At 70.2% G+C, this 14,048-nt stretch carries 15 protein-coding genes; 3 read left to right on the top strand and 12 right to left on the bottom strand.

The window, feature by feature from the left end; genetic code table 11:
* Position 1 precedes the first annotated feature (1 nt).
* Complete coding sequence (locus QSK05_RS30955) at positions 2-601, top strand: VanZ family protein (RefSeq protein ID WP_285600931.1); 600 nt, start codon at positions 2-4, stop codon at positions 599-601.
* On the opposite strand, the gene QSK05_RS30950 is transcribed toward QSK05_RS30955, so the two are convergent.
* The 10 genes from QSK05_RS30950 to hrcA form a co-directional block, all read right to left on the bottom strand.
* The gene (locus QSK05_RS30950) at positions 552-1,826 is read right to left on the bottom strand and encodes an MFS transporter (RefSeq protein WP_285600930.1); all 1,275 of its coding nucleotides are present in this window, start codon (positions 1,824-1,826) and stop codon (positions 552-554) included. The genes QSK05_RS30955 and QSK05_RS30950 overlap by 50 nt on opposite strands.
* Entirely contained in the window at positions 1,827-2,738 is a 912-nt protein-coding gene (era, locus tag QSK05_RS30945) for a GTPase Era (RefSeq protein ID WP_285600929.1), read from the bottom strand.
* Positions 2,735-3,145 carry a ribosomal protein L7/L12 gene (locus tag QSK05_RS30940; RefSeq protein WP_285600928.1) on the bottom strand — a complete coding sequence of 137 codons (411 nt, stop codon included), beginning with the start codon at positions 3,143-3,145 and terminating at the stop codon, positions 2,735-2,737. Before QSK05_RS30940 ends, era begins: the two co-directional genes overlap by 4 nt.
* Positions 3,142-4,422: a hemolysin family protein gene (locus tag QSK05_RS30935; RefSeq protein ID WP_285600927.1), complete on the bottom strand. Its 1,281-nt coding sequence runs from the start codon at positions 4,420-4,422 to the stop codon at positions 3,142-3,144. Before QSK05_RS30935 ends, QSK05_RS30940 begins: the two co-directional genes overlap by 4 nt.
* A gap of 9 nt (positions 4,423-4,431) precedes the next feature.
* The gene (ybeY, locus tag QSK05_RS30930; RefSeq protein ID WP_231487719.1) at positions 4,432-4,893 is read right to left on the bottom strand and encodes an rRNA maturation RNase YbeY; all 462 of its coding nucleotides are present in this window, start codon (positions 4,891-4,893) and stop codon (positions 4,432-4,434) included.
* Between the two features lie 99 nt (positions 4,894-4,992).
* Positions 4,993-6,087 (bottom strand): PhoH family protein, encoded by a 1,095-nt coding sequence (locus QSK05_RS30925; protein WP_285600925.1) that lies wholly within the window; start codon positions 6,085-6,087, stop codon positions 4,993-4,995.
* Between the two features lie 125 nt (positions 6,088-6,212).
* Positions 6,213-6,548: a histidine triad nucleotide-binding protein gene (locus QSK05_RS30920; protein ID WP_285600924.1), complete on the bottom strand. Its 336-nt coding sequence runs from the start codon at positions 6,546-6,548 to the stop codon at positions 6,213-6,215.
* 17 nt (positions 6,549-6,565) lie between these two features.
* Positions 6,566-7,312 carry a 16S rRNA (uracil(1498)-N(3))-methyltransferase gene (locus tag QSK05_RS30915; RefSeq protein WP_285600923.1) on the bottom strand — a complete coding sequence of 249 codons (747 nt, stop codon included), beginning with the start codon at positions 7,310-7,312 and terminating at the stop codon, positions 6,566-6,568.
* Positions 7,313-7,367: 55 nt separating this feature from the next.
* Positions 7,368-8,489, bottom strand: a complete 1,122-nt coding sequence (gene dnaJ / locus QSK05_RS30910) for a molecular chaperone DnaJ (RefSeq protein ID WP_285600922.1) — start codon at positions 8,487-8,489, stop codon at positions 7,368-7,370.
* Positions 8,490-8,627: 138 nt separating this feature from the next.
* Positions 8,628-9,647, bottom strand: a complete 1,020-nt coding sequence (gene hrcA / locus QSK05_RS30905; RefSeq protein WP_285600921.1) for a heat-inducible transcriptional repressor HrcA — start codon at positions 9,645-9,647, stop codon at positions 8,628-8,630.
* 160 nt (positions 9,648-9,807) lie between these two features.
* Between hrcA and QSK05_RS30900 the strand changes: the two genes are divergently transcribed.
* Positions 9,808-10,764 carry a DUF3097 domain-containing protein gene (locus QSK05_RS30900; RefSeq protein WP_285600920.1) on the top strand — a complete coding sequence of 319 codons (957 nt, stop codon included), beginning with the start codon at positions 9,808-9,810 and terminating at the stop codon, positions 10,762-10,764.
* Positions 10,765-10,853: 89 nt separating this feature from the next.
* Positions 10,854-12,068 carry a DUF4870 domain-containing protein gene (locus QSK05_RS30895; RefSeq protein ID WP_285600919.1) on the top strand — a complete coding sequence of 405 codons (1,215 nt, stop codon included), beginning with the start codon at positions 10,854-10,856 and terminating at the stop codon, positions 12,066-12,068.
* Positions 12,069-12,128: 60 nt separating this feature from the next.
* Here QSK05_RS30895 and hemW read toward each other — a convergent pair whose 3' ends face one another.
* Together hemW and QSK05_RS30885 are read right to left on the bottom strand one after the other, a co-directional pair.
* Entirely contained in the window at positions 12,129-13,361 is a 1,233-nt protein-coding gene (gene hemW / locus QSK05_RS30890) for a radical SAM family heme chaperone HemW (RefSeq protein ID WP_285600918.1), read from the bottom strand.
* A 6-nt stretch (positions 13,362-13,367) separates the two neighbouring features.
* Positions 13,368-14,045, bottom strand: a complete 678-nt coding sequence (locus QSK05_RS30885; RefSeq protein ID WP_285600917.1) for an MOSC domain-containing protein — start codon at positions 14,043-14,045, stop codon at positions 13,368-13,370.
* Between the last annotated feature and the right edge of the window lie 3 nt (positions 14,046-14,048).

Here is a 14,048-nt window from a genome sequence, read left to right as displayed (position 1 = left end):
GGTGGACGGGTACTGGTTCTCGAACGCCCTGCGGTTCGGCGGCAGCTTCGGCGCACAGCTGATGCTCGACATCGTGGTGGCCGGCATCGCCCTGGTGGCCGCGGTGCTCATGCGGCAGCGGCGGGCCCGCCTCTTCGGGCACGACCTCACGCCCTGGGCGCTGTGCCTGGTGATCGGCTCGCTCGGGGTGATCGCGATCAGCACCCTGACCCGCCGCGCGGGCGCCACCAGCCCCGGCCACCTGCAGCTGGAGCCCTTCGCCACGCTGCGGCAGTACGTCCACGACCCCGCCGACCTCCTGATCTACCTGGGCGGCAACGTGGCCATGTTCATCCCCCTGGGCTTCTTCCTGTACCTGACCGTGCGCCGCTGGATGCTGCTGTGCGCCGCCCTGGCCACGGTGGTCTCGATCGGCGTGGAGATCCTGCAGCTGCCCATCTACAGCCGTGCCACCGACATCGACGACGTCATCACCAACGGCTTCGGCGGGCTGGTGGGCGCGGCGCTGGGGGTGGTGGTGCTGTGGGTGTGGAACTCCCGCGGGAACCGCGTCACGGCTCCGGATGACGAGCGTCGTACCGAGCGAATCGCGGCTGGCTGACTCCCAGCAGCACCACCAGCACGATGCAGGCCAGACCGCCGACGATGGCCGCGACACTCTCGGTGGTGAGGTCGGCCATCGAGCCGACCACCAGGTCACCCAGGCGCGGGCCACCCGCGACCACCACCACGAACACCCCTTGCAGGCGTCCCCTCATGTGGTCCGGCGTGGCCGTCTGCAGGATCGTGCTGCGGAACACCGCACTGACCGAGTCGGCCATGCCCGCCAGGACCAGCGCCCCGAAGGCGGGCCAGAGCAGCCAGTGTGCGCCCGCGTCCGGCGCAGGACTGGCGAACCCGACCACCACGCCGAACAGCACGATGCTCGATCCCCACCCGATGATCGCGGCCAGCACCGCCAGCCCCTGACGCCGGACCCGGCTCACCGGGCCGGAGAACACCCCGGCCAGCACGGCGCCGCAGGCGATCCCGGCGGCCAGGATGCCGGCGGTCTGCGCGCCCCCGCCGATCACGACCGCCCCCAGCGCCGGGAACAGCACGCGGGGCATCGCGAAGATCATCGCGATCAGGTCGACGATGAAGGTCATCCGCACGTTCGGCCGGGTGCGCAGGTAGTTCAGGCCCTCCAGCACCGAGGCCAGGCCGGAGCGGCGCACCTCGCCCAGCGGCGGCATCGACGGCAGCGCGACCAGCGTGGTCAGGGCCACGCCGAGCAGCAGCACCTCACTGAAGTAGGTGCCGCCGAACCCGAACCAGTGCACCCAGAACCCGGCCAGCAGCGGTCCCACGGTCATGCCGACGCTGTTGGCCAGACTGGACAGGGCGTTCGCCGCCGGCAGCATCTCGGACGGCAGCAACCGCGGCAGGATCGCCATCCGGGCCGGTGAGTTCACCGCCCAGAAGCCGCTCTGCACCGCCACCAGGGCGTACAGGAGCCACACGTTGTCCAGCCCGGCCCAGGCCTGGAGCGCGAAGCACAGGGCCACCGAGAACAGGCCGCTGGAACTGGTGATGATGACGCGGCGCCGGTCGTGGGCGTCCACGATCGAACCGCCGTAGAGACCGAACGCGATCAGCGGTACCAGGGCGGCCAGACCGACCAGCCCCACCTTGAAGGTGGAACCGGTCAGGTCGAAGACCTGGAGGCCGACCGCGACGGTGGTGAGCTGCGAACCGATGGAGCTGAGGAACGTGCCGAGCCACATCCGCCGGTAAGGACGGCTGTGACGCAGAGGTGTCAGATCAGCCAGAAGTGCCGCTGCCACCTAGAACCCGAGTCGCTGCATCTGCTTCGGGTCGCGCTGCCAGTCCTTGGCGACCTTGACCCGCAGATCCAGGTGGATGCGCGTGCCCAGCAGGGCCTCGATCTCCCGGCGGGCGTTCGTGCCGACCTCCCGCAGGCGGCTGCCACCCCGGCCGATCACGATGGCCTTCTGGCTGTCGCGCTCCACGTAGAGCAGCACGTGCACGTCGAGCAGCGGCGCGCTCTCGGGACGGCCCTCACGCTCGCTCACCTCGTCCACGACCACCGCGAGGCTGTGCGGCAGTTCGTCGCGCACACCCTCCAGCGCGGCCTCGCGCACCAGCTCGGCGATCATCACGTTCTCGGGCTCGTCGGTGAGCTCGTCGTCCGGGTACATCCGCGGGCCCTCGGGCAGGTGCCCCATCAGCAGGTCGGACACGGCGTCGACCTGAAACCCGTTGACCGCGGAGACCGGGATGATGTCGTCGGCCTCGCCCATCAGGTTCTGCACGTCCAGCAGGTGCGCGGCCAGGGTCTCCGGCTTCACCCGGTCGGACTTGGTCACGATCGCGACGACCGGGGTGCGGCGCAGCTCCTTCAGCTCGGCCGCGATGAACTTGTCGCCGGGGCCGATCTTCTCGTCGGCGGGCAGGCAGAACCCGACCACGTCGACCTCGAGCAGCGTCTCGCGCACCAGGTGGTTCAGCCGCTCACCGAGCAGCGTGCGCGGCTTGTGCAGCCCCGGGGTGTCGACGAGCACGAGCTGGGCGTCGGGCCGGTGCACGATGCCGCGAATCGTGTGCCGGGTGGTCTGCGGCCGGCTCGACGTGATCGCGATCTTCTCGCCGACCAGGGCGTTCGTCAGGGTCGACTTGCCGGCGTTCGGCCGGCCGACCAGGCAGGCGAAGCCGGAACGGTGCTTGGTGTCAGTCACTTCTCTCCGATGGGTGCGGCCAGGGCACGTGCCCCGGCCTTCGTCAGGTGGTCTGCGACCAGTCCCGCGCTCGTCTCGCTGAGGTTCTCCGTGACGATCACCGGCGACGCCTCGACCAGCTCCTTCGCGGCGATCAGGCTCAGGCCGGTGGTGCGGCGCACCTCGCGGATCACCCGGACCGGGTTCGGGCCGGGCACCTGGAGCACCACGCGGTACTCGCCGGGCTCGCCGAACTTGGCGGCCACGGGCGCGGTGGCCGCCGGGTTGAGCACGCCGTAGACCCCGAACAGCAGCGGCGGCACCAGGATCAGCGCGAGCAGCCACCACCCGCCCTGCACGGCCATCAGCAGGACGACGATGAGGAGCAGCAGGTTCGGGAGCATGACGAGGAACTTGGTCTTGGTCATCGTGCGTCGTTTCCCTCTACGTCGAACTGTTCGTCGCGGCTGACCAGAACGGTGGCCAGGCTGTGCCGCCGGCCCTCGAACGTGTCGGCGGTGAGCAGCAGCCCCTGGACCGAGGTGGTGGACCCGGCGATCGGCACCCGGCCGAGGCCCTTGGACAGCAGGCCACCGACGGTGTCGACCTCCTCGTCCTCGATCTCGGTGCCGAACAGCTCACCGAGCTCGTCCAGGTGCATGCGGGAACTGACCCGGCGGCGGCCGTCGGGCAGGCTCTCCACCTCGGCCTCGATCTGGTCGTACTCGTCGGCGATCTCACCGACGATCTCCTCGAGGATGTCCTCGATCGTCACCAGGCCCGCGGTGCCGCCGTACTCGTCCACCACGATCACCGCGTGACCGGCGTGCTGCATCTCGCGCAGCAACGCGTCGACCGGCTTGCTGTCGGGCACGAACACCGGGCGCCGCATGATCGACTCGACCCGCTGGACCAGTCCGGCCTCCGGCTGCTCGTGCATGCGGCGGGCCACGTCTTTCAGGTAGAGCACGCCCACCGGGTCGTCCAGGCCGCCGCCGACCACCGGCACCCGGGAGAACCCGGAACGCAGGAACAGCGACATCGCGTCGTGCAGGTTGCGGTCGCGCTCGACGCTCACCACGTCGGTGCGGGGCACCATCACCTCACGGGCCAGGGTGTCGCCCAGGTCGATGACCGAGTGGATCATCTTCTGCTCGCCCAGCTCGATCAGCTGGCTCTCCTGGGCGATGTCGACGAACTGCCGCAGCTCCGCCTCGGAGGCGAACGGCCCGTCGCGCAGACCGCTTCCGGGAGTCACGGCGTTGCCGATCAGCACCAGCAGCCGGGTCAGCGGGGCCAGCACGGTGGTGAGGGCCAGCAGCGGCCGGGCCGCGACCAGCGCGACGTTGTCGGCGTACTGCCGGCCCAGGGTGCGCGGGCCCACACCGACCATGACGAACGATGCCGCCGCCATGATCAGGCCCGCGACCAGCCCCGAGGTCCAGTGCAGGCCGATGGTCTTCACCGTGGCGAAGGTGACGGCGACGACCGCGCCCACCTCCGCGCTGACGCGCAGCAGGGTGGCGACGCTGAGCACCGGGGCGGGCTGGTCGGCGACCTGCACGACGGCCTCGGCGCCCCGCCGGCCCTGGTGCTTGAGGTCTGCGGCGCGGGACCGGCCGATGCGTGACAACGCCGACTCGGACGCCGCTGCCAGACCGGCGACGACGGTGAGCAGGAGTGCCAGGACGATCAGGCCGACCATGGGGTTACCTCAGACCTTGCCTCGGGTCGAGAGGAAGGTGAGCAGCAGCTTGCGCTGGAGCCCGAACATCTCCTTCTCCTCCTCGGGCTCGGCGTGGTCGTAGCCGAGCAGGTGCAGGATGCCGTGCGTGGTGAGGAGCAGCAGCTCTTCCTCGAACGAGTGGCCGGCCGCGCGGGCCTGCTTCTGCGCGACCTGCGGGCACAGCACGATGTCGCCGAGCAGACCGGGTTCCGGCTCCTCGTCGTCCTTGCCCGGGCGCAGCTCGTCCATCGGGAAGGAAAGCACGTCGGTCGGGCCCGGCTCGTCCATCCACTGGATGTGCAGCTGCTCGATCGAGGCCTCGTCGACCATCACGACGGACAGTTCGGCCTGCTGGTGCACGCGCATGGCGTCGAGCACGCTGCGGGCCAGGGCCGCCACTTCCGCCTCGTCGACGGCGACGCCGCTCTCGTTGTTGACCTCGATGCTCACCAGGTCATTGTCTCGCATCTACGGGCATGGTCAGGCCAAGGGTGCCGCGCACCGGAGTACACCGGAGTACGCGGCACCCCTGGACCAGCTCAGCGAGGATCAGCGACCGGTTCGATGGCTGCGACGCTCCATGCGGTTCTGGGGGGCCATCCGGTCCTGCGGCTGCCGGGCGGACCGCTGGTCGGCCGTGCCGACGGCCTGGCCGACCGCCGGCTGCCGGTCATTGTCCCACCGGCCGTAGGCCTCGACGATCTCTCCGACCAGCCGGTGCCGGACCACGTCGGTGCTGGTCAGCCTGGCGAAGTGAATGTCGTCCACGCCCTCCAGGATGTCTTGCACCACACGCAGGCCGGACAGGGTGCCGCTGGGCAGGTCGACCTGCGTCACGTCACCGGTGATCACGATCTTCGACTGGAAGCCGAGCCGGGTCAGGAACATCTTCATCTGTTCCGGCGAGGTGTTCTGCGCCTCGTCGAGAATGATGAAGGCGTCGTTCAGTGTGCGGCCTCGCATGTAGGCCAGCGGGGCCACCTCGATCGTGCCCGCCGCCATCAGCCGCGGGATCGAGTCCGGGTCGAGCATGTCGTGCAGCGCGTCGTACAGCGGGCGCAGGTAGGGGTCGATCTTCTCGGTCAGCGAACCGGGCAGGAAGCCCAGCCGCTCCCCCGCCTCGACCGCCGGCCGGGTCAGGATGATCCGGTTGACCTGCTTGGCCTGCAGCGCCTGCACGGCCTTGGCCATCGCCAGGTAGGTCTTGCCGGTACCGGCCGGGCCGATGCCGAACACCACCGTGTGCTCGTCGATCGCGTCGACGTAGCGCTTCTGGTTCAGGGTCTTCGGGCGGATCGTGCGACCGCGGTTACTGAGGATGTTGAGCGTCAGCACGTCGGCCGGCCGCTCGGACGTCTGCTGCCGGAGCATGCCGATCGAGCGCTCCACCGCGTCGGGTGTGAGCGCCTGGCCCGCGGCCACGACCGCCAGCAACTCGTCGATCAGCCGCTCCACCAGGGCGACCTCTCCGAACGGGCCGGTCACCGTGATCTCGTTGCCCCGCACGTGGATGTCGGCGCGACCGAATGCGCGCTCCACCGCTCGCAGAACCTCGTCCCGGGCTCCCAGCAGGGCCACCATGCTGACCTCCGCCGGCACGACGATCCGGTGCACGGCCTCCGCACCGCTCTTCGCTTCCGTCATGAGCTGGGGTTACGCCCGCCTCTCCGGGTTCGGCGCGCTGCCTCTGCTGGTTGCAGTCGATGGCAGCCTTGAGGCAACGATCGTAACCTCCGCCCCCGTTCCGTGGCTCCCCGATTTTGTCCCTCTTAGCCGGGGATCCCCATCGGCTGACCGGCCAGCACGTGGGCATGCACGTGGAAGACGGTCTGCCCGGCCTCGGCCCCGGTGTTGAAAACCAGCCGGAACTGGCCCCCGGCCTCGGCCTTCGCCAGCTCACCGGCGACCGTGACCACCTCGGTGAGCAGCGGCTCGTCCTTCGCCGCGAGGTGCACCACATCGGGGTGGTGGTCGACCGGCACGACCAGGATGTGGGTCGGCGCGACCGGGTTGATGTCGCGGAACGCGACCACGCGGTCACCGCGGTACACCATGTCGGACGGCAGGTCACCGGCGATGATCTTGCAGAACAGGCAGTCAGTCACAGGACCGAGGCTATCGCTCAGGCCCAGCGGCCCGAGGTCGCGGCGAGGATTCCCAGGGCGATCGGCCCGGCCGAGGACGTTCTCAGCACCTCGGGACCCAGGCGCACCGGTCGCGCTCCGGCGGCGGTCAGGGTGGCGAGCTCGCTCTCCCCGATCCCGCCCTCCGGGCCGACGACCAGCAGAACCTCTCCCGCATCGGGAAGCTTCGCCCCGATCAGGGGATCGACCGCGTCCTCGTGGAGGATCAGGGCGAGGTCGGCCTCGGCCAGCCGTTGCGCGAGGGCGGTGGTGTTCCGCAGCGGCTCGGTGTGAGGGATCCGCGCCCGCCGCGACTGCTTGGCGGCCTCCCGCGCGATGGTGGCCCAGCGCCGGGTGTTCTTCTCGATCTTCGGGCCCTCCCAGCGGGAGACGCTGCGCTGGGCCTGCCAGGGCAGCACCAGGTCGATGCCCACCTCGGTCGCGGTCTCGACGGCCATCTCGTCGCGCCCGCCCTTGGCCAGGGCCTGGACCAGGCCGAAGCGCAGGACCGGTTCGGGAACCAGGTCGAGCTCGTCGACGAGCAGATCGAGGTGACCCTTGCCGGCGGCCGTGACCGTGCACCGCGCGACCGCCCCCGAGCCGTCCGCGATCTCGACCTGCTCACCGGACCGGATCCGGCGCACCCCGGCGGCGTGCCGTCCCTCTTCCCCGTCGAGGACGAGGTCGGTGGACGGCGCGGCGCCGATCAGGGTTCCGGGGGCGGCAAAGAACCGGGGCAGGGTCACGAGTGGTTCCCGACCCCGCGAACCGGGGGCTGAACCGCGTCCTCAAGCATGAACGTCAGCGTCCCGCGAAACGGTCGCGGAGCTTGGAGAACACGCTGGTGTGCACCGGAGTCATCCGGCCCGAGGGCCGGTCCTCTCCGCGTAGCTTGGCGAACTCGCGCAGCAGGGCCTCCTGCTGCTCGTCCAGCTTGATCGGGGTGATCACCGCCAGGTGCACGACCAGGTCGCCCCGGCCGCCGCCGCGCAGGTGGGTGACCCCGAGCCCGCGCATGGTGGTGGCCTCGCCGGACTGGGAACCCGAACGGATCTCGAAGCTCTCCTGACCGTCCAGGGTGTCCAGCTCGATCGTGGTGCCGAGGGCCGCGGCGGTCATCGGGACCTCGACCGTGCAGTGGATGTCGTCGCCACGCCGGGTGAACACGGCGTGCTGACGCTCGACGATCTCGACGTAGAGGTCACCGGCCGGGCCACCGCCCGGGCCGATCTCGGCCTGGCCGGAGAGCTGGATGCGGGTACCGGTCTCGACCCCGGCGGGCACCTTGATGGTGAGGGTGCGGCGCGAGCGCACCCGGCCCTCGCCGGAGCACTCCAGGCACGGGCTGGGGATGACCGTGCCGAAGCCCTGGCAGTTGACGCAGGCCTGGGTGGTCATCACCTGGCCGAGGAAGGAACGCGCCACCCGCTGGGTCTGGCCACGGCCCTTGCAGATGTCGCAGATCTCCGGCTGGGTGCCCGGCTGACAGCAGCTGCCGTTGCAGACCTGGCAGACCACGGCGGTGTCGAGCTGCAGCTCGCGCTGACCGCCGAAGGCCGCCTCGGAGAGGTCGATCTCGATCCGGATCAGGGCATCCTGGCCCCGGCGCTGACGCGGCAGCGGGCCCCGCGAGGCGCCGCCCCCGGCGCCGCCGCCGAAGAAGGTCTCGAAGATGTCGGTGAAGCCGAAGCCCGCCCCGAAACCGGCCGCCCCGTTGGGGTCACCGCCGGTGTCGTAGGCCTGTCGCTTCTCCGGGCTGGAGAGAACCTCGTAGGCGCGGCCGACCTCCTTGAACCGCTCGGAGGCCTCCTCGCTCGGGTTGACGTCCGGGTGCAGCTGACGGGCCAGCTTCCGGTACGCCTTCTTGATCTCCTCGGGGCTGGCCGTCCGGGAAACCCCGAGCACCTCGTAGTAATCGCTCACGGCGGTGATGTTCTCTCCAGATCGGTGCAATGAAAGAGTGAAAGGCGGTGCCGCATAGTACGTGGCCGGACGGGTGGGCCCGGCCCCGGTTCAGACCGGTTCAGGGTTCGGGCCCCGCCCCGTTCGTCCCGACGGTAGTCACGATGCCAGGATCCGGGACACGTACCGCGCCACGGCACGCACCGCGGCCATGGTGTTCGGATAGTCCATGCGGGTCGGGCCGAGCACGCCCAGGCGGGCGACGACCTCTCCCTGAGAGGCGTAACCGCTGGACACCACCGAAGCTTCCTGAAGACCGATGTGTGCGGTCTCGCGTCCGATCAGCACACCGACGCCACCGGCGCCGTCGCCCATCTCGGTGAGGAGCTTCAGCAGCACCACGTGCTCCTCGATGGCCTCGAGCACGGGGCCGATGTGCTGGACGAAGTCCGGCCCGGAACGAGCCAGGTTGGCCGTACCGGCCAGCACGATGCGTTCCTCGCGCTCGATGTCGAGCGAGTCCTCGAGCGCGACGATCACCGCACGCACCAGTGTGCGGTCGTCCGGCCCGAACTGCTCGGGCAGATCGGCCACCACCGCGCTGACGTCGGTGAGACGACGCCCGGCCACGGCCAGGTTGAGCCGGGTCCGCAGACCGGCCAGCGTCTGCTCGGAGATCTCGCCCACCACCGGCACGATGCGCTGCTCGACGCGACCGGTGTTGGTGATCAGGATGACCAGCAGCCGGGTTCCCTCGAGCGCCACCAGCTCCACGTGCCGCACCGTGGAACGGCTCAGCGACGGGTACTGCACGACGGCGACCTGCCGGGTCAGCTGGGCGAGCAGGCGCACCGTGCGGCCCACCACGTCGTCCAGGTCGACCGCGCCGTCGAGCAGCGTCTGGATGGCCCGCTTCTCGGCCGTGGAGAGTGGCTTCACACCGCTCAGCCGATCGACGAACATCCGGTAGCCCTTGTCCGTGGGCACCCGGCCGGCGCTGGTGTGGGGCTGGGCGATGTAGCCCTCGTCCTCGAGCGCGGCCATGTCGTTACGGATGGTCGCCGGGGAGACACCGAGTGAGTGACGCTCGACCAGCGCGCGCGACCCCACCGGCTCCCGCGTCTCGACGTAGTCCTCGACGATGGCGCGCAGCACAGCGAGCTTCCGTTCCTCGCTCATGCCACCCACCTCCCAGTCATTCGGCTCATCACCCTGGCACTCACACCGCGGGAGTGCCAGTTTACGACCCCGGCGGCACCCCTGTGTGTCCACGGCGGGTCGGCTAGGTCTCCTGGCGCCTCCTGGTTACCGTCCCGCCATGGTTCCCAGTCTGCCCAGGATGCCCGGTTCTGCGCGCGGTCCCCAGGCCACGAGTGCATCTCCCGGTGTTGGCCGGGCGGTTCGTCCCGGTGACCGCTACGGGGCGGACGCGATCTCCGCCGCCCGCAAGAAGCCGCCGTTGCGTGAGCAGCCGGCCGACCTCGGACTGGTCGTCGAAGACGTCGAGACCGGCTGGGTCGGTGCCGTGGTGCGCACCGAGAAGAGCGGCGGCATGCACGTGGTGGTGCTGGAGGATCGTAAGGGGCGCACCCGCTCGTTCCCCCTCGGCCCCGGCTTCTGGGTGGACGGTGTGGCCGTGAAGCTCGTGCCGCCCGGGACCATAGCGTCTGCGGCCATGTCAGTGAAGTCGGTGAAGTCAGTGAAGCCGGTGAACCTGCGCAGCGCGTCCGGATCGGTCGCGGTGCGTGATCACCGCGCCCGGGTGGCGCGGGCCTCACGCATCCTGGTCGAGGGCAAGCACGACGCCGAGCTGGTCGAGAAGATCTGGGGTCACGACCTGCGCGTCGAGGGCGTCGTGGTGGTGCCGTTGCATGGCGTCGACGACCTGGCCGACGCGGTCGCGGACTTCGGCCCGGGGCCCGGCCGCCGGCTCGGCATCCTGGTCGACCACCTGGTGGCGGGCAGCAAGGAGTGGCACGAGGCGGCCGCGGCGGCCCGGGTCTCCGGCGCCCGCGAGAACGTGCTCGTGGTCGGGCACCCGTACGTGGACGTCTGGCAGGCCGTGCGCCCGCGCCGGCTCGGCATCGACGCCTGGCCGGTGATCCCCCGTGGCCTGCCGTGGAAGGAGGGCGTGCTGGAGGCGCTGGGCTGGCCGCACCACGAACAGGCCGACGTCGCGGAGGGCTGGCAGCGCATTCTCGCCTCGGTGACCAGTTACGCCGACCTGGAGCCCGCCCTGCTCGGCCGGGTCGAGGAACTCATCGATTTCGTCACGGGTGACGGCGAGGATCGCTGAGCACGACTCGCGCGTTCTACCGTGGGAGAGGAAGGGGGCTTGCCATGACCCAGGAACACCAGCCTGCGCAACCCGGTCAGAACCAGAACGTGAGTACGCACCAGGAGCCCGGCCCGGATCGGGATCCGGCCGCCGCCGACCGTGCGCAGACGGGTCCGGTCTACGGCACGCCGGGGCCGGGTGGCGCCGTACCGGCACCGCCCCCTCCGCCGCCCGGGTACGGCGCACCGGGTTACGGTCGGCCGATCGAGTACACGCCGATCATCCCGGGGCAGCCGCTCGACACCGGGCCGCAGAACCAGGGTGAGCCGGCTCAGTTCAGCGGGCTCGGTGGGCTCGGCGGACTCGGTGGGGTGGGCGTGTCCGGTCCGGCAGCAACGGCGGGTCAGGCGGGTCAGGCGCCACACCAGGATCAGACCGAGGGCTCAGGATCGAGCCAGTCAGGACAGATGGGCCGGATGGGCCAGGACCACGCGGGACAGCAGGCCGGGAACCAGGGCGACGAGCCGTCCCCGGCACCTGAGCACGGACAGCAGGCGCAGCCGAGTGGGCCGTCGTGGCGCCAGGGGCCACAGTACGGGCAGGGAAACTACGGGCAGCCAGGCCACTATGGCCAGCCCGGTCAGTACAACCAGCCCGGCACCTCCGAACAGCCACCGCAGTACGGGCAGCCCGGTCAGTACAACCAGCCCGGCCAGGCCCCGCAGTACGGGCAGCAGGGGCAGTACGGACAACCGGGGTACAGCGCCCCGCAGTACGGGCAGGCGCAGTACGGCCAGGGCCAGCAGGGTCAGTACGGCCAGGGCCACTACACCCAGAACGCTTCCCAGCCGGGCCAGTACAGCCAACCGGGCCAGTACAACCAGCCGGGCCAGTACGGCGCACCCCCGAACCAGCCCCCGTGGAACACCGGCCAGAACCCGGGCGGCTGCAACACCCCGCCGCCGCACCAGCAGGGCGGGCCGCTCTCCCCGAAGGAGATCAACCAGTGGGCGGCCGCCGCGCACCTGGGTGGCGTGCTGGCTTTCGTGCCGTTCCTGCCGCTGGTTCCGTGCATCGTGATCTACGCGATGTACAAAGACCGCAGCCGGTACGTCAAAGAGCAGTCGACCGAGGCGATCAACTTCCAGATCTGCGTGCTCTTCGCCTATGTCGTCGCCTACATCATCGATCTGCTGCCGATCCTGAACGGCTTCACCCTGCTGGTGTGGGTCTTCTCGGCGATCTTCTCGCTCATCGCCGCGGCGTCGGCCTGGCGGGGGGATCAGTTCAGCTACCCGATCTCCCGCGCGTTCCTTCACTGACCACACATTGAGGACAAGGTGGGCACCCGGGTGCCCACCTCGTCCTCAATGCGTTACCCGTCAGGGAAGCAGGGCCCGCACCACCGCATCAGCCAGCAGCCGCCCGCGCCGCGTGAGCACCACGGTTCCGGCCGCGGCCGGTTCCGGCTCGACCAGCCCGTCGGCGAGCACACCAGCCAGGAGCACTGCCGGGTCACCCTGCAGGCCAGCCTCTTTCAGAGGAAGACCTTCGCGCAGGCGGGAACGCAGCAGCACCTCTTCCAGCTGACGCGCCTGGTCGTCGAGCACCTCGCGCCCCTGCGCCGGGCTCTCCCCCGCGTCGATCCGGGTGGCATAGGCACTGGGGTGACGCACGTTCCACCAGCGCACCCCACCGACGTGGGAGTGGGCACCGGGCCCGACGCCCCACCAGTCGTCCCCCCGCCAGTAGGCCAGGTTGTGCTGACAGGCATCGTCGGGCGTGCGCGCCCAGTTACTCACCTCGTACCAGGTCAGCCCGGCGGCGGAGATGAGATCGTCGGCCATCTCGTACTTGTCGGCCTCGTCGTCGTCATCGGGCGCGATCACCTCACCGCGGCGCACCCGGGCGGCGAGCTTCGTACCGTCTTCCACCACCAGGGCGTAGGCGGAGAGATGGTCGGGCTCGCAGGCCAGTGCGGCCTCCAGGCTGGAGCGCCAGTCGGCCAGGCTCTCCCCCGGCGTGCCGTAGATCAGGTCCAGGCTCACCGACATTCCCGCGTCGCGAGCCCACTTCACCACGTCCGGAATACGTTTCGGGTCGTGCGTGCGGTCGAGCACGGCCAGCACGTGACGCACCTGCGACTGCATACCGAACGACACGCGCGTCACCCCACCGGCCGCCAGCGCAGCGAGCGATTCCGGCGTCACCGAGTCGGGATTGGCCTCGACCGTGACCTCGGCCCCGGATTTCAGGCCGAAGTTGTCGCGCACTCCGCCGATCAACCGGGCGAGGTCGCTCGCCGGCAGCAGGGTGGGAGTTCCGCCGCCGATGAAGACCGTCGACACCGGACGCTCCGCCACCCCGGCCCGGGACAGCACCGAGGCCGCGAAAGATAGCTCCTGCACGGCCGTCCCGGCATAGGCAGCCTGACTGGCACCGCCACCCAGCTCTTTCGCCGTGTAGGTGTTGAAATCGCAGTAACCGCAACGCACCGCACAGAACGGGACGTGCAGATAGACGCCGAAGGCGCGCCCGGCCGACCCGATCGCCGCCGAGGCGGGAAGAGAGCCGTCGACGGGAGCGGGATCGCCGTCAGGAGGTGGACCAGCCATATGTACTCAGCCTCTGCGAATTGCTTTTTCGGCGATGTGCCGGATGTCCGGGTCGAGTTCCAGCCCCAGCGCCGCGAACGCGTCGATCAACCGGCGCATGGTCGCGGCGTCGGCGCCGGGCAGGAAGTCGCCGACCGTCACCCCATGACCGGGCCGGAACGTCACCCGCACCTCGTCCCCCGCGCGAACCTGACCGCTCTGCAGCACTTTCAGGTAGGCACCGGGCCGGTTGACCCGGGTGAACCGGCGCACCCAGCCCTTCTCCTGCATCCGCTCGGCGAACGTGCGGCACGGCGTACGGGGCATCGTCACCTCGACCACCACCTGCGGGCCGATCGCCCAGCGCTCGCCGATCTCGGCGCCGGTCACATCGATCCCGGCCAGGCGCAGATTCTCGCCGAACAGGCCGGGTGCGATCGGGCGGCCCAGCTCGGCACCCCACCAGTCCGCGTCCTCGTCTGCGTACGCGTACACCGCCTTGCCCTGCCCGCCATGGTGTTTCCGGTCGACCTGGGTGTCGCCGGCCAGGCCGAGCGGCCCGATCTCGACCGGCCGGGTCACCGGACGCTTGTCGATGGCCGTGCTCTTGGCGCTGCTACCCCAGGGAGCGGGCAGCAACTCGTGCACGACGGAAACCGCACTGACCCTGCCGGGCGGGAGAACGTCCACCATTGCCTGGTTCATGAG

The organism is Kineosporia sp. NBRC 101731 (assembly GCF_030269305.1).
Lineage (GTDB): Bacteria > Actinomycetota > Actinomycetes > Actinomycetales > Kineosporiaceae > Kineosporia.
Note: the sequence above shows the minus strand (reverse complement) of the source record. Positions and strands in the feature narration are given on the sequence as shown.

What these genes read in the sequence shown, in the direction of transcription:
- hrcA (WP_285600921.1), bottom strand. Translation starts at nt 9,647, where the DNA reads ATGAGCGAGGAACGGAAGCTCGCTGTGCTGCGCGCCATCGTCGAGGAC.
- QSK05_RS30935 (WP_285600927.1), bottom strand. Translation starts at nt 4,422, where the DNA reads ATGGTCGGCCTGATCGTCCTGGCACTCCTGCTCACCGTCGTCGCCGGT.
- hemW (WP_285600918.1), bottom strand. Translation starts at nt 13,361, where the DNA reads ATGGCTGGTCCACCTCCTGACGGCGATCCCGCTCCCGTCGACGGCTCT.
- QSK05_RS30900 (WP_285600920.1), top strand. Translation starts at nt 9,808, where the DNA reads ATGCCCGGTTCTGCGCGCGGTCCCCAGGCCACGAGTGCATCTCCCGGT.
- QSK05_RS30885 (WP_285600917.1), bottom strand. Translation starts at nt 14,045, where the DNA reads ATGAACCAGGCAATGGTGGACGTTCTCCCGCCCGGCAGGGTCAGTGCG.
- QSK05_RS30940 (WP_285600928.1), bottom strand. Translation starts at nt 3,145, where the DNA reads ATGACCAAGACCAAGTTCCTCGTCATGCTCCCGAACCTGCTGCTCCTC.
- QSK05_RS30925 (WP_285600925.1), bottom strand. Translation starts at nt 6,087, where the DNA reads ATGACGGAAGCGAAGAGCGGTGCGGAGGCCGTGCACCGGATCGTCGTG.